General features: G+C 74.7%; 17 protein-coding genes and 3 tRNA genes. 12 read left to right on the forward strand and 8 right to left on the reverse strand.

Annotation, left to right across the window (positions count from 1 at the left end; genetic code table 11):
- Positions 1–92: 92 nt before the first annotated feature.
- Positions 93–398, reverse strand: coding sequence for a YtxH domain-containing protein (locus IE244_RS02995; protein ID WP_191871021.1), 306 nt, complete (start codon positions 396–398; stop codon positions 93–95).
- Between the two features lie 160 nt (positions 399–558).
- On the opposite strand from IE244_RS02995, the gene IE244_RS03000 reads away from it, so the two are divergent.
- From IE244_RS03000 to IE244_RS03040, 9 genes are all read left to right on the forward strand, one after another.
- Positions 559–631, forward strand: a tRNA-Asn gene (locus tag IE244_RS03000).
- Positions 632–637: 6 nt separating this feature from the next.
- A tRNA-Asn gene (locus IE244_RS03005) sits at positions 638–710 on the forward strand.
- 175 nt (positions 711–885) lie between these two features.
- A tRNA-Ile gene (locus tag IE244_RS03010) sits at positions 886–962 on the forward strand.
- A 646-nt stretch (positions 963–1,608) separates the two neighbouring features.
- A complete protein-coding gene (locus tag IE244_RS03015) occupies positions 1,609–2,991 on the forward strand; it encodes an ATP-binding protein (protein ID WP_191871022.1) in 1,383 nt (460 codons plus the stop codon).
- Between the two features lie 2 nt (positions 2,992–2,993).
- Positions 2,994–3,416, forward strand: a complete 423-nt coding sequence (locus tag IE244_RS03020; protein ID WP_191871023.1) for a roadblock/LC7 domain-containing protein — start codon at positions 2,994–2,996, stop codon at positions 3,414–3,416.
- Positions 3,413–3,766 (forward strand): DUF742 domain-containing protein, encoded by a 354-nt coding sequence (locus tag IE244_RS03025; RefSeq protein WP_191871024.1) that lies wholly within the window; start codon positions 3,413–3,415, stop codon positions 3,764–3,766. Before IE244_RS03020 ends, IE244_RS03025 begins: the two co-directional genes overlap by 4 nt.
- A complete protein-coding gene (locus tag IE244_RS03030; protein ID WP_191871025.1) occupies positions 3,744–4,370 on the forward strand; it encodes a GTP-binding protein in 627 nt (208 codons plus the stop codon). Before IE244_RS03025 ends, IE244_RS03030 begins: the two co-directional genes overlap by 23 nt.
- On the forward strand, positions 4,367–5,581 hold the full coding sequence (locus tag IE244_RS03035) for a cytochrome P450 (RefSeq protein WP_191871026.1): 1,215 nt from the start codon (positions 4,367–4,369) through the stop codon (positions 5,579–5,581). Before IE244_RS03030 ends, IE244_RS03035 begins: the two co-directional genes overlap by 4 nt.
- Positions 5,582–5,592: 11 nt before the next feature.
- On the forward strand, positions 5,593–6,816 hold the full coding sequence (locus tag IE244_RS03040) for a cytochrome P450 family protein (protein ID WP_191871027.1): 1,224 nt from the start codon (positions 5,593–5,595) through the stop codon (positions 6,814–6,816).
- A gap of 147 nt (positions 6,817–6,963) precedes the next feature.
- Here the strand turns inward: IE244_RS03040 and IE244_RS03045 are convergent, their stop codons facing one another.
- Entirely contained in the window at positions 6,964–7,749 is a 786-nt protein-coding gene (locus IE244_RS03045; protein WP_191871028.1) for an ANTAR domain-containing protein, read from the reverse strand.
- 159 nt (positions 7,750–7,908) lie between these two features.
- Between IE244_RS03045 and IE244_RS03050 the strand changes: the two genes are divergently transcribed.
- Together IE244_RS03050 and IE244_RS03055 are read left to right on the forward strand one after the other, a co-directional pair.
- On the forward strand, positions 7,909–8,277 hold the full coding sequence (locus IE244_RS03050) for an STAS domain-containing protein (protein ID WP_191871029.1): 369 nt from the start codon (positions 7,909–7,911) through the stop codon (positions 8,275–8,277).
- Positions 8,274–9,248: an anti-sigma factor RsbA family regulatory protein gene (locus IE244_RS03055; protein WP_191871030.1), complete on the forward strand. Its 975-nt coding sequence runs from the start codon at positions 8,274–8,276 to the stop codon at positions 9,246–9,248. The genes IE244_RS03050 and IE244_RS03055 overlap by 4 nt, the downstream gene beginning before the upstream one ends.
- A 38-nt stretch (positions 9,249–9,286) precedes the next feature.
- Here IE244_RS03055 and IE244_RS03060 read toward each other — a convergent pair whose 3' ends face one another.
- Positions 9,287–10,189 carry a LysR family transcriptional regulator gene (locus IE244_RS03060; RefSeq protein WP_191871031.1) on the reverse strand — a complete coding sequence of 301 codons (903 nt, stop codon included), beginning with the start codon at positions 10,187–10,189 and terminating at the stop codon, positions 9,287–9,289.
- 93 nt (positions 10,190–10,282) lie between these two features.
- Between IE244_RS03060 and IE244_RS03065 the strand changes: the two genes are divergently transcribed.
- The gene (locus IE244_RS03065) at positions 10,283–11,710 is read left to right on the forward strand and encodes an MFS transporter (protein WP_191871032.1); all 1,428 of its coding nucleotides are present in this window, start codon (positions 10,283–10,285) and stop codon (positions 11,708–11,710) included.
- A 394-nt stretch (positions 11,711–12,104) separates the two neighbouring features.
- Here IE244_RS03065 and IE244_RS03070 read toward each other — a convergent pair whose 3' ends face one another.
- The 5 genes from IE244_RS03070 to IE244_RS03090 all read right to left on the reverse strand — a co-directional run bounded on the left by IE244_RS03070 (position 12,105) and on the right by IE244_RS03090 (position 21,220).
- A complete protein-coding gene (locus IE244_RS03070; protein ID WP_191871033.1) occupies positions 12,105–13,142 on the reverse strand; it encodes a rod shape-determining protein in 1,038 nt (345 codons plus the stop codon).
- Positions 13,143–13,290: 148 nt separating this feature from the next.
- Positions 13,291–18,114, reverse strand: coding sequence for an SAV_2336 N-terminal domain-related protein (locus tag IE244_RS03075; protein ID WP_191871034.1), 4,824 nt, complete (start codon positions 18,112–18,114; stop codon positions 13,291–13,293).
- Positions 18,104–19,117, reverse strand: coding sequence for an AAA family ATPase (locus tag IE244_RS03080; RefSeq protein WP_191871035.1), 1,014 nt, complete (start codon positions 19,115–19,117; stop codon positions 18,104–18,106). The genes IE244_RS03075 and IE244_RS03080 overlap by 11 nt, the downstream gene beginning before the upstream one ends.
- Before the next feature lie 25 nt (positions 19,118–19,142).
- Complete coding sequence (locus IE244_RS03085) at positions 19,143–20,810, reverse strand: VMAP-C domain-containing protein (RefSeq protein WP_191871036.1); 1,668 nt, start codon at positions 20,808–20,810, stop codon at positions 19,143–19,145.
- Entirely contained in the window at positions 20,807–21,220 is a 414-nt protein-coding gene (locus IE244_RS03090) for a CU044_2847 family protein (RefSeq protein WP_373305701.1), read from the reverse strand. The genes IE244_RS03085 and IE244_RS03090 overlap by 4 nt, the downstream gene beginning before the upstream one ends.
- Positions 21,221–21,447: the final 227 nt, after the last annotated feature.

Below are 21,447 nucleotides of genomic sequence, written 5' to 3' on the forward strand. Positions count from 1 at the left end.
ATTTTGCAGCATTCCTGAGGATGCGGTGGCCGGGGGCGCGACAGTGCCCGCGTCCCTCGGCCGGACAGCTCGTCCGGCGCGGGGAGGTTCCCCTACGTGTTGCTCGTGCCCCAGTCGTCCTCGGGGGTCCCGTCCAGGCTCCGCTCCCTCAGGGAACGCACCCGCTGGGCCACCGTTTCGGGGACCCGGTCGCCGACCTTGTGGCTGACCGTGTGGAAGGCCTTGCCGGCGTACTGGCGGCCCTGCTGGGCGGCGGTCTCGGCCGTGTTGCGCACGGCGGGGTTCTGCGCGATCCGCTGAGCGGACTTCTTCAGCTGCTCGTAGCGCTCGCGTCCGGCCCTCGTGCCGAGTACGTAACCGAGGGCCAGTCCGGCGACGAACGTGAGCCGGTAGCGCATGGCTGCCACCCTTTCCTTGCCTGGGTCTGCTGGTGCGACGTGGGGCGCCGGGGGAACCGATTGGCGGAGCACCCCCCTGCTTGCGCTAATGTATGTGTCGCAGCGAGCGCCCGCCCCCTGGCGAATACCCAGGGAGGTACGTTCGATGCAATCGAGGCGATCCTCCGTAGCTCAATTGGCAGAGCAGCCGGCTGTTAACCGGCAGGTTACTGGTTCGAGTCCAGTCGGGGGAGCTTCGGTCCTCCGTAGCTCAATTGGCAGAGCAGCCGGCTGTTAACCGGCAGGTTACTGGTTCGAGTCCAGTCGGGGGAGCGCGTGAACGAGGGCCCCTTGGGGGTCCTTTTTCATGTCCGCGGGAACCGCCGCGCCTGCGCCGATGTCCTCAGGGTCATGAGCAGCGCAGAAGCCGACCATCCGAAGCAGGAGATCGTATGAGCGGCTATGCTGCGGCAGACGGCGCGCACACTTGTACGCGACACGCCGCTATGGGGCGGTAGCTCAGCCGGTTAGAGCAGCGGACTCATAATCCGTCGGCCGTGGGTTCGAGTCCCACCCGCCCCACCAGGCGCCACAGGTGCAGAAACGATGTGACCTGGCCGGACCCCGAAACGGGGCGCCGGGTGTCCCTCTCGTGGACGGCCCTCCCACGCACTGTCCCGACCTCGTTACACTGCGGCACGTTCGCATCTGGACGCAGGCGGTGGAACGGGGGCGCCGTTCGAGGGGGAGGGACGTGCGACGACATGCCGGGCCGCCGCCGATCCTTCACACAGTTCTGGCAGGAGACCGTCGAACACCGTACCGGTCTGCCGATAGGCTCGGACCGGATCGAAGCCGGCCGGCGGGCGTCGCGGACGTGGCGCAGGGCGACATGACCGCGTACCCGGAGGACACCCTGCCCGCCGCACCCGCCGCCTTACCCGGGATGCCTCCTGTGAGGGCGTGTCCGTCGTCCCGCCGTATCCCGCTCTTCCCCTCGGCCGTGCCCGTCCCTCGTGGCAGGACCGGCGGTGCGCGGGATCGCCTGCGCGTGCATTCCCGGCTTTTGGTCTGTCATGTCCGCATCCAGATGGATGTCCTCCGGGTGAGCGGCGGCCGACGAAGTCCGCTGCGCCGACGGCGGTGCCGTCCCGCCTGGCGGGGACCGCCACCGCCGTCGGCTCCCCATCCACTGACCGGTTCGCGGCTCGGACACTCTGCAGAGGACTTGATGACCGATCTGATACTGGCCGTCGGTGCCGTGGTGGCGGTGGCGGCCGCAGGGACCGCTGGGCACTTCCACCGCTCCTACCGACGCGAGCGAGGCAGGGCCGACCAGCTCCAGGGCCATGCCGAACAGCTCACCCGGCAACTGCGCGCCGCGGAGCACGCCATGGGCCAGCTGGCCTCCGACGTGCTGCCCGCGATCGCCGCCGCCGGCCCCGGCGGGCCTCGCGGGACCGACCTCCCGCTGCCCCCGCCGCTGATGCACACGCCCCTGGCCGGGCGGCTCCGCGACGTCGCCGGACAGGCGGCCGCCGCCGTGGTGCGGGTGCGGGAGGACGCGCAGGCCGCGGCCGACCACCGGGTCGCCGAGATCCGGTCCGCGGCGGACCACGAGGTCGCCAGGGCCCGCCGGGAGTCGCGGGAGGCGACGCGTGCGGCCGTGCGCAGCTTCGCGTCCAACGTGGTGGCAAGGGCGTCCCGGCTGAGCCGGGAGATCAGCCAGGGGGTGCGCTCCCACCAGGACGACGAGGCGTACGCCACGCTGGTGCACATCGACCACACCGCGCAGCAGATGCTGCTCACCGCACAGGGCTACGCGGTACTGGCCGGCGACAAACTCTCCAGGCGCTGGCCGCAGACCTCCCTCAGCGATGTGATCCGCGCGTCGATGGGCCGCATCGAGGGCTACCAGCGGGTGGAGCACCACGAGTTGGACACCGTCGCGGTGCAGAGCCGCGCGGTCGAGGCGGTCGTCCACACCCTCGCGGTGCTGCTGGACAACGCCCTGCGCTACTCCCCGCCGACCGCGCGGGTGCACGTCTCGGTGGAGGAGGGCCACCACGCCTGCTTCCTGACCGTGGACGACGCCGGACTGCGGATGGACGACGAGCGGCTGATGTGGGCCAGCGACATCATGTCCGGCAAGGACCGCGACGACATCACCCAGCTCGGCGCCCATCCGCAGACGGGCCTGCGGGTCGCCTCGCTGCTCGCCGAGAACTACGGCTTCCGGGTCGAGCTGAGCGCGCCGAACATCTACCAGGGCACCCGGGCCGTGCTGGTGCTGCCGAAGAACCTCCTGGTGTTCTCCACCGCCGGCCCGCCCGCCACCACCCCCGCGGCCGTCACCACCACCCCCGCGGCCGTCGCCACCAGCAGCCCCGCGGCAGTGCCGGCCCCCCGGAACCCCGCCGCCCCGGCGGCTGCCGCGACCACCGCGAGCGGACTGACCGTCCGTCAACGACCGGCCAGGACACACCCCGCGCCCGCGCCGGCGCCCGACACGCCGGCCGTACCGGGCCGGCCGAGCGTCGCCGCCGCCTGGGCGGCCGGCAGCCGCCGAGGGCGCCAGACCGACGAAGACACCGGACTTACCGAAGGACACTGACCATGCGCGACACGCACAGCAACAGCCTGGGATGGCTGCTCGACCAGGAGCTCGGCTGCGTCGAGGGCGTCGAGTACGCGGTGCTGATGAGCGGCGACGGCCTGCTGCAGGCCCGCACGACGACGATCGGCCAGGAGGACGCGGAGAAGCTCGCCGCCGTGACCGCGTCGCTGCGCGCCGCCGGCAAGGCCTGGGACGAGCACGTCGGCGGCAAGGGGATGTGTCAGTTGCTCATCGAGTCACAGGGCCGCATCGGGCTGACGACCGCCGCGGCGCACAACACGATGCTGTCGGTGGTCACCACCGGCCCCTCGGCCGATGTGGGCCTGATCAGCCATCACATGGTGCGGCTGGCCGCACGGCTCGGCCACGAGATGGGCGTCTCGGACCGCGGCCCCGCCCTGGAAGGCGGCACCGCGACATGACGGGTCCGCGGCACGACCCGGACATGATCAGGCCCTACGTCCGTACCGGCGGGCAGAACCGCCCCAGCCGGGACGTGCGCCTGGAGACGGTCCTCATCGCCGCGTCCGGCCCCACCGAAAGACTGGGGCCGGACGCCCGCAGGGTGATGCGCCTGTTCGCCGGCGGACGGGGCGGTCTGGCCGTGGCCGACATCGCCGCCGCGTTGGAGCTGCCGCCCTCCACCGTGCGGATCCTCGTCTCGTCGTTGATGGACAGCGGCCATCTGACCAGCCCCGCCCCGGTCCAGGAGGGCCGGCCCGGACTCGACCTGCTGGAGGAGGTGCTGCGTGGACTCCGCGAACTGGTCTGACCAGCCCGCCGTTCACTATCTGGCCCCTGCCGTGACCCGGTCGGCGAAGATCGTCGTGGCCGGGGCGTTCGGGGTCGGCAAGACGACCTTCGTCGGCAGCGTCTCCGAGGTGACACCGCTGCGCATGGAGGAGCCGATCACCCAGGCGAGTGTCGGCGTGGACGACCTGCGCGGCACGCCGCACAAGACGACCACGACCGTCGCCATGGACTTCGGGCGCATCCATCTGCTCGACGACCGGCTGGTCCTGTACCTGTTCGGCACCCCGGGCCAGACCCGTTTCCGCCCCCTGTGGGAGGGCCTGACCGAAGGAGCGCTGGGCGCCCTGGTGCTGGCCGACGCCCGCGACCTGGAGGGCTCCCACGAGGTGCTGAGCCTGCTGGAGGAGCAGCAGACGCCGTACGCCGTCGCCATCAACGTCTTTCCCGACGCGCCCCGCTACCCCCTGCACGAGGTCCGCCAGGCACTCGCGCTGGATCCCGACACCCCGCTGGCCGAGTGCGACGCCCGGGACCGCCGGTCCTGCGTGTACGCGCTCATCACCCTCATCGAGCACCTGACCGCCCGTCACGCCCCCGCCCCCCTTGTGGAGCCTCGCCCATGACCCCCCTCGACCCCGCGGCGACCCCGCCGGCGCCGGTCGCCCTCTACGACGCCGAGTTCGCCGCCGACCCCCACGCCGCCTACGCGCGCATGCGCCGCGTCTTCGGACCGCTGGTCCCCGTGGAGCTGGCCCCCGGCATCCCCGCCACCCTGGTCATCGGCTTCCACCAGGCCCGGCGCATCCTCAACGACCCGCTGCACTTCCCCGCCGACCCGCGGATCTGGCAGCAGGGCGTCCCCGAGACCTGCCCGGTCCTGCCGATGATGGAGTGGCGCCCCAACGCGCTGCGCTCGTCCGGACCCGAGCACGCCCGCTACCGGGCCGCGAACACCGCGAGCCTGCAGGCGGTCGACCAGCACGAGCTGCGGGCGCTGGTGGAGAAGGTCGCCGCCGGCGCCCTCGACGGCTTCCGCGCCCACGGCCACGCCGACCTGCTCACCCAGTACTCGTGGCCCATCGCCTTCCAGGTGCTGAGCGCGCTGCTGGGCTGCCCCGACGAGATCGGCCGGCGCATCGCCGAGGGCATGGCCAAGATCTTCGAGGCGGAGGCCGAGACCGCCGCGCAGGGCAACGAGATGCTCGGCCAGGCGCTCGCGGAGCTCGTCGCCCTGCGGCGGCAGTACCCCGGCGACGACGTCACCTCCCGGCTGCTGGCCCACTCCGCCCGCCTGGACGACATGGAGATGCTCCATCAGCTCGTCACGCTCTACGGCGCGGGCATCGAGCCGCTGACCCACCTGATCAGCAACACCGTGCTCAAGATCCTCACCGACGAGCACTTCTCCGCCGGCCTGCACGCCGGCCAGCCCGTGCGCGACGCCCTCGACACGGTCCTGTACACCGACCCGCCGATGGCCAACTACTGCATCAGCTACCCGCCGTACCCCATCGACGTCGAGGGGGTGCTGCTGCCCGCCCATCAGCCCGTCCTCATCTCCATGGCCGCCTGCAACAACGACCCGGCCGTCACCGGCGGAGTCACCGAGGGCCAGCTCGCCGGCAACCGCGCGCACCTGTCCTGGAGCATCGGCGCGCACACCTGCCCCGCCCGCACCCACGCCTACCTCATCGCCGAGACGGCCATCACCTGGCTTCTGGACGCGCTCCCCGAGCTGGACCTCGCCTGCCCCGTGTCCGAACTGGCCTGGCGGCCGGGGCCCTTCCACCGCGCCCTGGAAGCCCTGCCCGTCCGTTTCCCCGCTGTCGTCTGAAGGAGACCAGCATGTCCCAGCACACTCCGCTCGTGCTCGACCCCTCCGGCGCCGCCCGGCACCAGGAGCACCGCGACCTGCGTGCCCAGGGCCCGGCCACCCGGGTGGACATCCTCGGCGTACAGGCCTGGGCGGTCACCGACCCCGCCCTCCTCAAGCAGCTGCTGACCAGCCCCTCCGTCTCCAAGGACGCACGCGCGCACTGGCCCGGCTTCGAGCAGTCGGTCGCGACGTGGCCGCTCGCCCTGTGGGTCGCCGTGAGGAACATGTTCACCGCCTACGGCGCCGACCACCGCAGGCTGCGGCGGATGGTCGCCCCCGCCTTCAGCGCACGGCGCATCGCCGAACTGCGCCCGGCCGTCGAGGCCATGGTCACCGAGCTGGTCGACGACCTGGCCGCGCTGCCCGCGGGAGAGGTCGTGGACCTGCGCGAGCGCCTGGCCTACCCGCTGCCCATCTCCGTGATCGGCCACCTGATGGGCGTACCGGAGGACCAGCGAGCCGACTTCCGGCAGCTCGTGGACCGCGTCTTCGACACCACGCTCACGCCGGAGCAGTCCCAGGCCAACGCCGTGCGGCTGTACGCCGTGCTCGACGACCTGATCGCCACCAAGAGCAGCGACCCCGGCGACGACATGACGTCCCTGCTCATCGCGGCCCGTGACGAGGAGTCGGACGGCACCGGCTTCACCGGCGAGGAACTCCGCGACACGCTGCTGCTGATGATCAGCGCCGGCTACGAGACCACCGTGAACGTCATCGACCAGGCGATCGTCGCCATGCTCACCCTCCCCGACCAGCGCGACCTCGTCCGCACCGGCAAGGCCGGCTGGGGCGACGTCGTCGAGGAGACCCTGCGGCACGAGCCCGCCGTGAAGCATCTGCCCCTGCGCTACGCCGTCACCGACATCGAGCTGCCCGACGGCCGGACCATCGCACAGGGCGAGCCGATCCTCGCGTCCTACGCCGCCGCCAACCGCCACCCGGACTGGCACGGCGACACCGCCGACACCTTCGACGTCACCCGTACCGTCAAGGAGCACCTGGCCTTCGGCCACGGTGTGCACTTCTGCCTCGGTGCTCCGCTGGCCCGGCTGGAGGTCACCGAGGCACTCGACCAGCTCTTCGCCCGCTTCCCCGACATGACCCTCGCCGTCCCCGCCGGCGAACTGCGGCCCGTGGCCTCGCTGATCAGCAACGGCCACCAGCAACTCCCCGTACGCCTGCGGCCGTAGGCCCCGGCGCCGTCCGCACCGGGCGACGACTTCGGCCCCGGCGTGCTTGAACGTGCCGCGCGCTGGGCACGGACCTCCTACCGGCGACCACCGCCGGGTGGTGCCGGCAGGAGGGGGTCGTCATGGACCGTCAGATCCGGGTGCGCGTCAGCCGACGGCCCGCCGCCCCGCGCGAGCGGGAGATCGACCGCAGGACGCCGTCGGGGCGCATCCTGCCGTACTGACCGCCGCATCAGCCGGCGGCACGGGCCCCGGGCCGCCGGGCCGGCCGTCGATCGCCGTCCGCAGGGCGGCGCGCAGCCGCTCCGGCAGCGGCGGGGCGCCGGGCCGCGCGCTCGCCGTGATCTCCGCCGCCACCTGGCGGAGCTTGGTGTTGGAGCGCTGGGAGGTCTCGCGCAGGACCTCCCAGGCGCGGTCCGGGGTGCAGCCGTGCGCGGCCATCAGGATGCCGCGGGCCTGGTCTATCACCGGGCGTGAGTCGATCGCCTGCCGCAACTGCTCGACCTCCAGGCGCAGCGCGTCCAGCTGCTCGGCGCGCTCCCGCGCCACCGCCGAGGCGGCGCGGGCGGGCAGCGCGCCGGGCGGCGCGGTACGCAGCGGGTCGGTGGTGTCCAGCCCCATCAGCTCCAGCACCCGGCGCGGCTGGCCCCGCCAGCCGGTGGCGGAGACCGCGACCCCGTGCCGGCGGCCGTGCTCCCACAGCGTGTCCAGGAACGCCGGGCCGGCCGAGTCCATGAAGGACAGCTCCGTCAGGTCCAGCTCGATCCGGGCGAGGTGGGCCGGCAGCCCGGCCAGGATCCCGGCGAGGGTGTCCGCGCAACCGTGGACCAGCTCGCCACGGGCCCGCAGGACCACCCGGTCACCCTGCCCCCGTACGTCGACGACCAGGGTGTCCGGCCGCCCCACGTGCGGTGTGGATGCCGCTGAACGCATGCCGTCGTCCCGCCCTCCGCCCTCGTGCGGTCCTCCCGCTGCCTCGACGCCCGCCTGCCCGCTGCGTCCCCGCCCACACCCGTCGTGCCGGATCCCCTCCCGGCAGGTGAGCCGAGCGGCATACTGGGCACTCCTCTACCTGTGCGAGTGGGTGAAGGCATGAGTGAACCCGAGGTCGTACGGCCCCGGCGGCCGGCCGGTGCCGTACCGGCGCCGGCGGTCCCGTGGCTCAGCGTGCACCCGCTCACCGCGCGGGCCGGATTCCGCGCGGTCGGTGAAGTGACCCTGCCGACCCACCGCATCTGGGAGCGCGCGCTGGAGGACGCCGTGCGCGACCGCGGGGACGTGTACTTCGTGGAGCTCTCCGCGCTGTCCTTCGTCGATGTCGCCGGGGCGGAGGTGCTCGCGGACGCCGCCCGGCGCTTCGGCGAGCGGCGGCTGGTGCTGGACCGCCCGCCGGCCGCCCTGCCCCGGGTCCTGGGGCTGCTGTGGCCCGGACTTCCGGCGATCGAGGTGGCGGCATCATGATCACGGCGACGGAATCCGCCGGGCCGCCCGAGCCGTTCGTGCACCCCGCGCTGTTCTACGGCGACGCGGAGGAGTACCTGGCCGGCACCGTCCCCTTCGTCCGTGCCGCGCTGGCGGACGGCGCCCCGGTCGCGGTCGCCGTACCCGGCGAGAACCTGCGGCTGATCCAGGACGCGCTGGGGGCCGACGGCGACGCCGTACGGTTCACGGACATGCGGGAGGCCGGCCGCAACCCCGGCCGGATCATCCCGGGCGTCCTGCGCGCCTTCACCGACGCCCAGCCGCCGGGCCGACGCGTCCACATCGTCGGGGAGCCGGTCTGGGCGGACCGCAGCCCGGCCGAGTACCCGGCCTGCGCCCAGCACGAGGCGCTGATCAACGCCGCGTTCCGGGGCCGCGAGGTCACCATACTGTGCCCGTACGACACCGCCCGGCTGGAGGCGCGCGCGCTCGCCGACGCCCACGCCACCCACCCGCTCGTCATCCTGGCCGGCGCCGGCGCCGGCGCCGGCGCGCAGCGCGGCAGCGAGTCCTACGACCCCGACGAGGTGGTCGCCCGCTACAACGAGCCGCTGCCGCCCGCCCCCGACGACGGCGCGGGAGTGTTCACCACCGCCTTCGAGGCGGACTCCCTCTCGGCCGTACGGCACCTGGCCACCGAGCACGGCGCCCGGCTGGGCCTGGCCGGCCCGGGCCTGGAGAACCTGGCGCTGATCACCGCCGAGCTGACCACCAACAGCGTCGTCCACGGCGGCGGCACCGGCGGGCTCACGGTGTGGGGCGAGGGCGGGTACGTGGTGTGCGAGGTCCGCGACAAGGGGCGCCTGGCCGACCCGCTCGCCGGCCGGCAGCCGGCCTCCCGGGACCAGCGGGGCGGTCGCGGGCTGCTGCTGGTCAATCTGGTGGCGGATCTGGTGCGGATGCACACGGGGGCCGCCGGGACGACCGTCCGGTGCTACGTGGGGTGCTGAATCGGTTTTCCGGCGGGCGGAGTTGCCGGGGCGGACGCTCAGTCCGGGTCGCGCAACGGGTCCGCTTGATGGGCCACCGCCAGCAGGGCCCGTACGGCGCTCTCGGCCGGGCCCAGGCGTGGATGCCACTGGGCGACGATGCTCACCGGCCGGATCCGCTCGGACAGGCGCAGCTCGACCAGCTCGCCCTCCCGCAGCTCCCGCGTGACCGTCAGTTCCGGCAGCAGGGTGATGCCGTGGCCGTGTCCGATGAGCCGCAGCAGAGCCGCCATCGAACCCTGGAGCAGGGTCTGCTGGGCACCGGCCAGCAGATCCCGGCCGAAGCGGTCCACCAGCATCTCCGAGGTGCAGCCGCGTTCGGCCACCAGGAAGTCGTAGCCGAGCAGCTGCTCCGCCGTCACCGTCTCCTGCCGCGCCAGCGGATGACCCGACGCCGCCACCAGCACCGAACGGCAGTGCCCCACGACCGCGTGCGGGCGGACCGGACCGACGCCGTTGTCGTACTCGAACATCAGGTCCAGTTCGCCTGCCTCGAAGGCCCGTTCCAGCCCCCGGCGCGGTGCCACCGTCAGCGCGACGTCCGCACCGGTGCGCGTGCCGCCCGCGCCGTACTCCAGAGCCGCCAGCACCTCGGGCAGCCACGCGTGGGCCAGTGACTCCGGCGCGCCGATCCGCAGCCGGGGCCGGTCGCCGCGGGCCGCCCGGCGCAGCCGCTCCTCCAGCTCCAACGACTCGCGGGCGTACGGCAGCAGCCGGGTGCCGGCCTCGGTGAGCACCGCACCCGTGCCGGCCCGCACCAGTACGCTCACGCCCAGGTCGGCTTCCAGCCGCTTGAGCTGGGCGCTCACACTGGACTGTGCGTAGCCCAGCGCCTGGGCGGCGGCGGAGATGCCGCCGTGCTCGGCGACCGCGACGAAGGCGCGCAGATAACGGGAGTCCACGGCGGCAAGGGTAACCAGCCCATCGGACTTCCCGATGGGGCCATCGCGATCACGGTGTCGCGGCGCCCGCGCCCGCCGGGACACGCTGCGCCCATGACCACAGCCGACTCCACCGCACGACCAGCCGCACCGCCCGCCGGTTCCCCTTCCGGCGAGGCCGCCGGGAGCACCCGCGCGCACACCGCCGCGAACGTCTCCGGGCGGACGGCCGGGCGGATCTCCCGTCTCACCTTCGCCGGTATCGCCCTCGGCAACCTGCTCGTCCTGCTGGACACGTCGATCCTCAACGTCGCCGTCCCCGACATCCAGACCTCGCTGCACCCGGCGGCCGCCGCGCTGCCCTGGACCGTCGACGCCTACACGGTCGTCTTCGCCGGGCTGCTCCTGACCGGCGGTGTCATCGCCGACCGCTGGGGCGCCCGCCGCGTCTACACCAGGGCGCTCGGCCTGTTCGCCGTCCTGTCCACGGCCTGCGCCCTCGCGCCCGGCGCCGGCGCCCTGATCGCCGGGCGCGCGCTGCTCGGCGCCGCGGGCGCCGGTCTCGTGCCCGCCTCCGTGGCCCTCCTGATCCACCTGCACCCCGACCCCGCCCGCCGTACCCGCGCCATCGGCGCCTGGACCGCGCTCAGCGGGCTCGGCGCCGCCGCCGGCCCCGTGCTCGGCGGCGCGCTCGTCGAACTCGGCGGCTGGCGGCTGGTGTTCCTCGTCAACCCGCCGCTGGCTCTGGCCGCGCTGCTCCTCGCCCGCCGGCTGCCCGTACCGCCCGTCCGGGCCGACCGCGCCCTGGACCGCCCCGGCCTGACCCTGTCCACCGCGGGCCTGTGCCTGCTCACCTTCGGCCTGGTCGAGGCCGGTATCGAGGGCTGGGGCGCGCCGCTCGCACTCGTCCCGCTCGCCGCCGCACTCGGCTGCTTCGCCGCGGTGGCCGCCGTCGAACGCCGGGCAGCCGCCCCGGTCCTGCCGCCCGCGCTGCTCGCCCTGCCGAAGGTGCGGGCCGCGATGGCCGCCGCCGCGGTGTCCTGCTTCGCCTACTTCGGCGGGATGTACCAGCTCGCCGTGTGGCTGCAGCACACCTACCGGCTGACGCCGTTGCACGCGGGTCTCGCCGCCCTGCCGATGGCCCTCCCGGTGTGTGTGATGCCGTTCTTCACCGGCCGGCTCGTCGCCCGCCACGGCCCCCGCCCGGTGCTGCTCACCGGCATGTCCGCCGCCGTGGCCGCCGGGGTGCTGCTGGCCTGCGCGGGGGGCCCGCACCCGCCGCTGCCGCTGATCGTGGCCGCCGAGCTGGCGCTCGCCGCGACCGGCACGTTGTCCATCCCGGGGGCGGCGGCCGCGGTGGCCGTCGCGGCACCGCCGGAGTACGCCGCGACCAGCCAGGGGGCACTCAACGGCATACGCCAGGCGGGGTCGGCGCTGGGGGTCGCGGTCCTGGGCACGCTGGGCTCCCTGGCCGCGTCCGGGTACGTCCTCGTCGTGGTCGGCGCCTGCGCGGTACTGCTCGTGGGCGCGACCGGTGCCTGAGCGCCCCACCGGGGCACCACGATGCCGCACGCCCCGGGCCGTCCGGCCGCGGGCCGTGGCGCCGACCGCGCCCGCGCGGGGGGCCCCACGTCGGGCCCGTCCCGCGCCCGCCGCCCCCGTCGTCGTACACCGCCGGCCGTACCGCGGCCCGGTGGCCCGCGATGGGGTCCGGGAGCCGGTTCTCCACCGGCGCGAGGAAGCGGACGGACGGCGGGAGGCCGAGTGCCCCCGGCGGTTGTGCGTCCTCGGCCGCCGGCGGGCCGCCGCCGCGCCTGCCCGGCCGGGCGCGGCCGTTCCGAAAGGCTCCCCGCCGGCGGACGCGTGGCCGTACAGGTCTCGGCGAGCCCGTCCTGATCCCGGCCGGTGGTGCCCTGCGCCGCGTGCCGTGCGGTGTTCAGGCGACCAGCGGGTTCAGGACCAGGGGCTCGATCCGGCCCTCCAGCATGGCGCCGATGCCCTGGGCCGCGCAGATGTCCGGGCGTTCGGCGATGTGCACCGGTATCCCGGTGGCCTGCCGCAGCATCTGGTCGAAGCCGGGCAGCAGCGCCGAGCCGCCCACCATCATGATCCCGCGGTCGGCGAGGTCGGCGACCAGGTCGGGCGGGCAGGCGCGCAGCACCTTGCCGATGCCGTCGAGGACGGCGGTCAGCGGGGTCTGGATGGCGCCCCGCACGGCGGCGGTGTTGATGCGCACGCTGCGCGCGAGCCCGGTGGCCACGTCCCGGCCGTTGATCTCGGCGGAGGCGGGTCCCTGCGAGTTCAGCCCGTTGCCGGACAGCGCCAGTTGCAGCGGACGTACGGACTGGCTGGGCAGGATCAGCTGGTGTTCGAGCCGCAGATGCTGCACGATCGCCTGGTCCACGGCCTCGCCGCCCACCGGGACCCGCTCGGCGGTCACGATGGACCCGAGCGAGAGCACCGCGACCTGGGTGGCCGCCGCCCCGCACACCATGATCATGGTGGCCTCGGGGCGTTCCACGGGCAGCCCGCACCCCACGGCGGCGGCGATCAGCGTGTCCACCAGCTCGACCCGGCGCGCGCCCAGCCCGACCAGCGTCTCGATGGTCGCCCGCTGGGCCAGCGGATCGGCGCCGTGCGGGGTGCACGCGGCGGCCCGCAACCGCAGATTGCGCCGCAGGGCACGGCGTATCTTGTCGCCGAGCAGCTGCCGCAGCATGCGCTGGGCCATCTCGATGTCGACCACCGTGCCACCGGAGATGGGCCGTACGACCCGGATGTAGCCCGGCGTCCGTCCCGTCATCTGCTCCGCGAAGTCACCGACCCCGATGAGCGATCCGCTTCGCGTGTTCACGGCGGCGACCGAGGGCTGGTCGACGACGAGTCCGGCACCCTTCACATACACCCGGGTACGTGCCGCACCCAGGTCGACGGCGAAGTGGCAGCGGCGCAACTGCTCCAGACGGACGGTCACGGCAGATCCTCCCTGGTGCGCGGGGCCTTGCGCCCGGCCGGGCGGCGGGCCTCTTCCTGCATCCTGTGCGGAGCCCGGCGGCGGGCGCCTTCTGGAGGGGGCCGGGCGGGGCGCCGCTGAATGGGGGTTCTTCGCGGCCCGTGGCGCGTCACACGCTCTGTGCGGCCCGCAGCAGAGGTAGGAGACCGTAGGACGCCAGCACGTCGGCGGCCCGGCGGAAGCCGGGGTCCACGTAGACGAAGGGGACCCGGGCCGCCCGGGCCGCCTCCCACTCGCTGTCGCCGGTGCCGATCATCAGGCACTGCTCCGGCCGGACACCGAGCCGGGCGACGGCCTGCAGGACGCGGTGCGGGTGCGGCATCAGCGGGTGGCCCAGGTCGTCACGGCCGTGCACTCCGCCGGGCAGACAGCCCATCAGCCCGCGCTGCTCCAGGTACCCGGTCACCGCCTCCGTCGCACAGTCGGTGACCACGGCCAGCGGCAGGCCCCGGGCGTCCAGGGTGCGCACCAGCAGGTCGGCGTTGGCCACCGGCTTCGCCGCACGGGCGGCGGCCGTCTCGCGCGTCCGGAGAGACCCGGCGAGCTCGGCCGCGGAGACCTCCCCGGCCCGTTCCCTCAGCAGGTCGAGCGGGAGGAAGGAGCCGTCGTCCCCGCGCAGGCGGGTCAGCACCCCGTCGAAGCCGAGGAGCACCGCGTCCGCCGCCCGCAGAGCGTCGGCGAGTTCTCCGTCGACCTCGTCCCGGGGCGGGGCCGCCAGGGAGCCGCGGGTCGGGGTGAGGGAGCCCCGCCAGTCGACGGTGTACCCGGACGGAGGGTGAGCGCGCAGCTCCGCCTCCAGCCGGGCGTGGGCCTCGGCCGTGCGGCGCGGCGGGTAGAGCGGCGAGACCATGCCCAGGCAGTCCCGCAGCCGCTCGGTGACCAGGACGGAGGGAACGCGGCCGGACGCCGCCGACACGGCACGCAGCGGGTCCGTGATCCGCCAGCTCGCCTCCCCGGTGAGCGTGAAGACCGGGACGCCGTTGACCACCGGACCCAGTTCGGTCAGCTCCAGCCGGCGCTCGGTGAGATCCACCTCGTAGTAGTAGGTGTCACCGCTGGGGCGGTTGAGGGTGAACCCGGGGCCGTACGCCGTGAAGACGACGGTTCTCGTCCGGCCGGCGGGGCGGGGCAGCGGTACCTCGCCGGGCAGCCGGAACGGGCCCTGGACGGGCTCGACGGCGCCCGGGGCCGGCGCGTGCGCCAGGGCGTACCAGCCGTCGGCCGGCGTGTGCGGGGTCAGGGGCAGCAGCCGGGGGAGCGCCTGGTCGCCGCGGATCACGGTGCGGGGTGGGCCGAAGTCGGCGACGACACCGCTGCGGACCAGTTCGGTGCGCAGGACGTCGGGGACGGCGACGACACCCAGGGCGCCGGCCGCGTCCCGCACCCGGTCCAGCAGCTCGGCTCCGGGACCGGCGCCCGCGCGGCGGTGGCCGTCCTGGGGCCGCTCGAACGTCACCCGCCAGCGCAGCCCGCCCGTCTCGGCCAGCCGGTCCCGCAGTTCCCGCAGGGTGACGCAGAGCAGGGCGAGCTCCGCCGCCTCGGTGCGCAGCCGGAGGGCGTACCCGTTCCACTCGGTTCGCAGCTCGTAGTCGTCCGGGCCGAGTTCGGCGGCCAGCAGCAGACGCACCACCGCGCGGCCCAGGGCCGGCCGGTCGTCCGGGTTCCCGGGCCCGTCCGCCAGCTCGAAGCGGGCCACCGGCCGCAGCGGCGGGTCGGACGGCGGGGCGTCCGACGCCTCCTCCGCGGCGAACAGGCTGTCCGGCACGTCGTCCTGCGGCAGGGGTGCCTCCGCCGCCGCGTCCTCGGGACCGTACAGCAGCGAGGGCAGGTCGTCCTCGGTGGGGAAGGAGCCCAGCGGCAGCCCGTCGGGGCCCTCCGTGGAGCCGCGGCCGGGATCCGGGTCGTAGTCGGGCGGCTGCTCCGCGTCCCCGGGCGCGGCGTCGTCGGCGAGGTCGCCGCGCAGTTCGTGCCCCAGAGCCAGCAGGACGGGATCGTCGCCACCGGACTCCGCGTACTCCTCGAACACCTCCAGGGCCGCCTCGGTGCGGCCCAGCCGCTGCAGCGCGAGCAACAGCAGACGGCGGTAGTCCTCGCGCGCCGGGTGCGCGCGCAGGAGCGCGGTGAGGTCCGCCGCCGCGCGCTCGAACTCCCCTGACTCCAGGTCGAGTTCGGCCCGTTCGCGCTGCAGTGCGAGCTGGAGCTGGAGGAGCCGGGTGCGCGCGGTACGGGCGGCGGGCCCGGGCACGCCGGCCAGCGGTCCGGCACCGCCCCACAGAGCCAGCGCCTCGTCCAGCCGCTCGCGTGCCGCCCGCGGATCTCCCCGGTCCGACAGCTCGGTGGCCAGGCGCCGCAGTTCCTCGCAGCGGAGCAGGTCCACATGGTCGGCGCTGGTGTGCAGGGCGTAGCCGTCGGGAAGCGTCGCCAGCACCCCCGGGCCCAGGGCCGCGCGCAGGTCCGAGGCCAGCCGGCCCAGCGCCGCCGTCGCGTCCTCCGGTTCCTCCGCCGGGCTCCACAGGCCGGCCCGCAGCTCGTCGTGGGTGACCTTCCGTCCGTGCCGGAGCAGCAGCATGGCGAGCAGCGCGCGTGCCTCCGGCGGGAACTGCGGGGAGCGACCGGGTACGTCGACGGTCACCGGCCCCAGGAGGGCGTAGGAGCGCGGGCGGTACGCCTCTTGGGCCAGGTCCAGAAGCTGATCGTCCAGGAGCGCCGGCACGCCCGCGCTCCGGTGCAGCGTGGACCGCAGGAGGGAGAGGGCCTCCGCGTACGGCCCGCGCACCGGCTCGGGCAGATGACGCAGTGTAGGAGCCGCACCGGCCCGTGCGCTCCCCGCGGCCAGGTGCAGCATCATCTGGCCCAGCGCCCGCAGGTCCTCGTCCCTCGGCATGTCCGACGGCAGGACCGGCTCGAACAGGGTGAGCCGGACCGTTCCGTCGGGCAGCAGCACCACCCGGGACATGCCGACGGCGCCGTGCCGGACCCACTGGGTGTGCGCGGCCCGCAGAGCGCGCGCGAGCTGCGCCCCCAGGGACACCGTCAGCGGCGCCGGCAGGTGGTAGCCGTTCGGCGCCGCCAGGGTGTTCAGCGGGATGCCGTCCAGGTGTTCCATGACCACGTACGGGATGTCGTCCTCGATGCCGAAGTCGTGGACGGTCACCACGTTGGGATGGTCCAGCGCCTTCAGCGCCCTCGTCTCCCGCAGGAAGTCCGCGCGCCACTTCGGGTCGGTGACCGGCTCGTGCAGCCGCAGCACCACCGTCCGGTCCGCCGCCGGTTCCCCGGCCAGCCACAGCGACCCGCCCGGGCTCAACCGCCGCAGCGGCCGGTAACGGCCGGCCAGCCCCGGCGGCACCGACGGCGCCCCGCCCCCGGCGAGCCTGCGCACGCTCTCCCGCCGTACCGTCGCGAAGGGCTCCCCGTCCGGTGCGGCCCCGCCCGAACCGTCTGCCACGGGCGCCACCGCGTGGAACTCACCGGGTGCCGCCCCGGCCCGGTCCTCGATCAGGGCGCCCGCACGGGCCAGCAGGTCGGTCGTGCGGCTGCGGGACGAGCGGGGCAGGCCGCGCAGCAGGAGCTCCCGGACGCCGGGCCGGAAGGCATAGCTGCCCGCGGGCCCGGGGGCCGTCGTCAGCAGGCCGCTGAGGATGACCTCGGCCAGGTGCTGGGGACGCGGATCGGGTTCGACCGCCCGCTGCACCAGCCGCATGACCGGCAGGTCGGGGCGGCCGACGGCCAGATGGGCGGCCAGCCGGACCGCCTCCGGGGACGACGTCCCCCTGAACCGCAGCACCAGCTCCTCGGCGGAGAGCCGGCCGAGATCGGTGCGGGTCCCGGGGTCCGGGCGGCCGCCGAGCGCCGCCGCCGAGCCCGGGAAGCCGCTGCCGCCGGCCGACGCCAGCAGGGCCGCCCAGTTCGCCAGCCAGCGCGGACCGGCCTCCAGGACGGGCAACGGGATCACCCCCCGGGCCGTGAACCGCGCCGGATCGCCGTCGTACGGGGCGAACGCCAGCGCCGTCGCCGGAGCGGCCGGGAACGGGGCGGTCAGCAGGCCCGGTTCGACCGGAAGCGCGGTGTCCCGCCACAGATGCTCGGGCAGCGGCTGTACGACGGCCACGGGCATCCGGCGGCACCAGCGGCGCAGCGTCGCCTCCCACCGGCTGCCCGCCGGGCCCGGTCGCCACTGCGGGCCCATGCAGTCGCTGATCACGAGGGTGACGGTGCGTCCGTCGGCCGGGGCGTGCGTGCCGTCGCCGTGCACCGTGCCCTCGGCGGTGACACGGAGCGGGCTCACCGTGCGGAAGACGCCCGACTGGGCCACCGCCGTGTGCAGTTCGCGGATCAGGGGCCGCCAGACGGGCATCGTCGGACCCGTGTCGTACGCCAGGTTCAGACGCAGCCAGCGCTCCCGGGCGGGGCGCAGCACGGGCAGCCACCACTCGGGGGACGCGCCGAGGCGGGCGATGCGGTCGGCGGTGGCGTGCTCGTCGAGGCGGTGACCGGACGGGGCGTCGGTGTGCCGTTTCAGGGGGCGCAGCGCGCGCTGCAGGCCCAGGGGATGGCGCAGCATCGGCGGCGCGGGCGCCAGCAGCCCGGCGTAGGCGCCCGGCGTGTCCGGGACCGGTGCGGGCAGGTGCAGCGGGGCGCGGGGCGTCTCGCCGGCCCCGGTCCGGGCGGGTCCGGGGTCCGCAGGCGGGGGGCGGCGCGGGTCGCGCGCCGGTGGTCCGGGCGGCTCCGGCAGGGGCTGTGCCGCCCCGGGTTCGGGGGGCGGCGCGGCGGTCGTCACCGGACCGCCGTCCGCCACCGGCTCCATCTGCCGTGCCAGCCAGAGCAGTTCGGCCATCTGCAGCGGGGTCGGGCGCACGCCGCCCGCCGCCTCGGCCAGGGCGTCGGTCAGGCGGGTGAGCGGGTCCCGGCGGCGGGTACCGTCAGAGGGCATCGGGCTGCCGGTCCTCGCTCAGGTACGGCATCAGCTGCTGGGCCAGTCCGTCCAGGGAATCGACGGGCAGATCGGCGGAGCGGGCCAGGTAGATCGCGTTGAGGAGCTGGTCCGTGGCCAGGTCGCCGCCGCCCACCCGGGACAGGAAGCGGCTGATCAGCGTGTGCGCGTAGGCGTCGGGCTCGCCGTCGAAGTGGGCGCGGACGATGTCCGCCAGCTGCTGGTCGTCCGGCTGCCGCAGCCGCAGCGTCACACAGCGGCGCAGGAACGCGGGCGGGAACTCGCGCTCGCCGTTGCTGGTCAGGACGACGAACGGGAAGGCGCGGCAGCGGACCCGGCCGCGTTCGACCGGGACCCGGTCGTGGGTGCCGTCGACCATCACCTTCGCCTTCGGCACGTGCCGGGCGGCGCGGACCAGTTCGGGAATCTCGTACTGCCCCTCCTCCAGCACGTTCAGCAGGTCGTTGGGCAGGTCCAGGTCGCTTTTGTCGATCTCGTCGATGAGCAGCGCGCGGGGCCGGGCGTAGGGCAGCAGGGCCGTGCCGAGCGGGCCGAGACGCAGATGGTCCTCCAGGCCGGACTCCGGGGCGGGGCCGGGCGTGGTCTGGCGGGCCGCGTACAGGCGGGACAGGGGGTCGTACTGGTAGAGGCCGTCGTGCAGGGTGCTGCGGCTGGTGATGTTCCAGCGCAGCACCGGGCCCAGCCTCAGCTCCCGGGCCACCGCGTAGGCCAGCGAGGACTTGCCGGTGCCGGGCGGGCCGGTGACGAGGAGCGGGCGGCGCAGGTACAGCGCCGCGTTGACCAGCTCGACCGTCTGCGGGGTGGCCCGGTAGGTCTGCGCGCGGTGGGTGCGGTCGGGTGAGGTGGCCGCGGTGTCGGCGGTGTCGGCGGGCGTGTCCAGCGGGGGACCGCCGTCGAACGCCCGCCAGGGCGGGGCGGGCGGCAGCTCGGTGATGCCGTCGTGCGGCTCCTTCGTGCCGGTGTACACGGGCCACAGGGGCATGGGATGCGGTCCTTCTCTCGGCGGTTCAGGCCACGGGGGTGTGCAGGCTGGCGGTGGGCTCGGGGAAGCAGCGCGGGTCGTCCCACAGCAGCTGGACACCTTTCGCCCAGTGCCGTTCGGGTTCCTCCTGCGCCTCGGCCTCCTCCCGCAGCAGCTGGATACGTCTGGGCAGTTCGGCCGGGGCGACGCCCTCCACATGCGGGGCGAGGGCGTCCAGGAACGCCGTACCGGTGCACGGCGTCGGGTGCTCGGCGGCACCGGGACAGCCCGCACGCGGCCACAGCAGCACGGGCACGGGCATGTTCAGACCCACCTCGAAGTGCTCGGGTACGGCGGTCGGCGGGGCGGCGAAGCCCGCCAGGCCCGCGTCCTGCTCGCGCAGGCGTTTGCGCAGGCCCAGGTGCGGGGTGCCGCACTCCACGCGGTGCAGCACCGGCTTGGGGTCCGTCGCCATCCTCTGCCACCTCTTGCCGAGCTGGTGGCGCAGCCGGGCGCTGTGGTGCCGGGAGCGGTCGGTGACGACCACGGGATGGGCGCAGCCGAGCGGGGTGGAGTCGTCGGCGCTGCACGCCCAGTCCGCCACCGGCAGGTTCAGCAGATCGCGCGGCAGCGTGAAGGTCAGCAACTCGTCCGCGCCGAAGGCGAGTTCCGCGAAGGCCCGGTCGATGCCCCGCTGTATGTACGCCCGCATCTCGGCACGCGGCAGCCGGACCGTGCCCACGGGCCGCCGCCGTCCGTCCCGGTAGGCCGACACCGCGACCGTGACCTGGTCGGGATCGGCGCCGCTGTGGTCGATCTCGACCAGGATCGGCGCCCAGGCGGCGGGCGCGGGCGCGGCCGGCGCGGGCCGCTCCAGCAGCTCCGCCAGCCGGCCGGCGAACCGGGTGAGTGCCTCGGCGGGATCCTCGACCTCCCACCGCACATAGCCCGCCGCCGCCCGCAGGGAGGCGAAGCCGCCCGGTGGCAGGGGCGGGCCGAAGTCACCGACGGCGTCCACGAACAGCTGGTCCGGTGAGCAGACGAGACCGGCGTCCTCGGCCCTGCGCACCAGCGCGTCAAGGCGCCGCGCCGGATCCTCGGCGGCCGCGTGGCGCGGGAGCAGCCCGGTCAGCGCGGGCCAGTGGCGGGCCAGCACTTCGGTGGGCAGCATCCGGGCGACCAGGACCCCGGGCTCGCTCGCGACCTGCGCGACCATGCCGACCACCCGTCCGTCCGGGAGGGCCGCCGCGGCACCGCTGAAGCCGTGCGTCAGGGGCTGACCGTGCCCGGCCATCGCCTCCAGCTGCACCCACTCGCCGGCGATGCGGGTGGCGGACCTGGCGCGGTACCAGGCGAGCTGGCCCTCGTCGTAGCCCTCCGGGAAGCCGTACGCCTCCAACACCACATGGGCGAGGGCGGGTCCGGTGGCCTGCGGGGCGAACCGCGCCGGGCGCTGCGGCACCTTCCGGGCCAGTTCCAGGACGGCCAGGTCACCGGGATCGGTGGCGCCGCCCGCCCAGTTGCCGTGCGCGGCCACGTCCGCGGGCAGCCGGCCGAGGTCCGGGCGGTTCGGGAACGACACGGTCAACGTGCCCGCCGCACTGCCCTGTACGACGTGTGCGCAGGTCAGCACGGTGGTGGGCGAGACCAGGAAGCCCGCGCCGGCCACCACGCCCCCGCACTCGATCCGGGCCTGCCAGGACGCCCCCGTCATGACCGGGACGCCGGCCCGGGGACGCTCACCACCGATGCGTCCGAGGTGTCCGACGGGACCGAACCCGCCGACGGCCGCGCGGCCGTACGCTCCGACGACCACCCCAACCGCACCACCAACTGGCCCTCCGCCGCCCCCTTGGCGATGACCGCGCCCGCCTCCGCGGTCAGCTTCACGCCGAACTCCAGCTCGACGGAGTCGGGGCACAGAGCGCCGTCACGGAAGACCCGCAGGGCGGAGTGGGCCGCGGCGCGCACGCTGTCCAGGGCGCCCTCGAAGGTGCGCGTGGCCTGCGCGGCCGGGCCCTCACCGCGCGAGACGAGGCGGGTGCCGCCGGCGGCCTCCGCTGTCTCCACGACGACCACGGCCCCGTCCTCCGTGGTGAACTCCACCAGCTTGTGCACCGTCATGCCCCCGTCCTCGTGATCAACGACCTCTCCATTGTCGCGGAGAGGAGGCGAAGCCGTGCGCGCTTCCGGACGCACCCGCCGCCGGACGCGCCGGACGACCGCGTCGGAGGATGACCGCCGAGTCACCTTCCCGCCCGTGTCCCGCAACACTCCGGCGGCACCGCACACATGACACTCGTCCCAGCACGCGATCCACTCGGACAGACATCCCGACGAGAAGAGGCGTG

The organism is Streptomyces filipinensis (assembly GCF_014649495.1).
In the GTDB taxonomy this organism is placed as follows: domain Bacteria; phylum Actinomycetota; class Actinomycetes; order Streptomycetales; family Streptomycetaceae; genus Streptomyces; species Streptomyces filipinensis.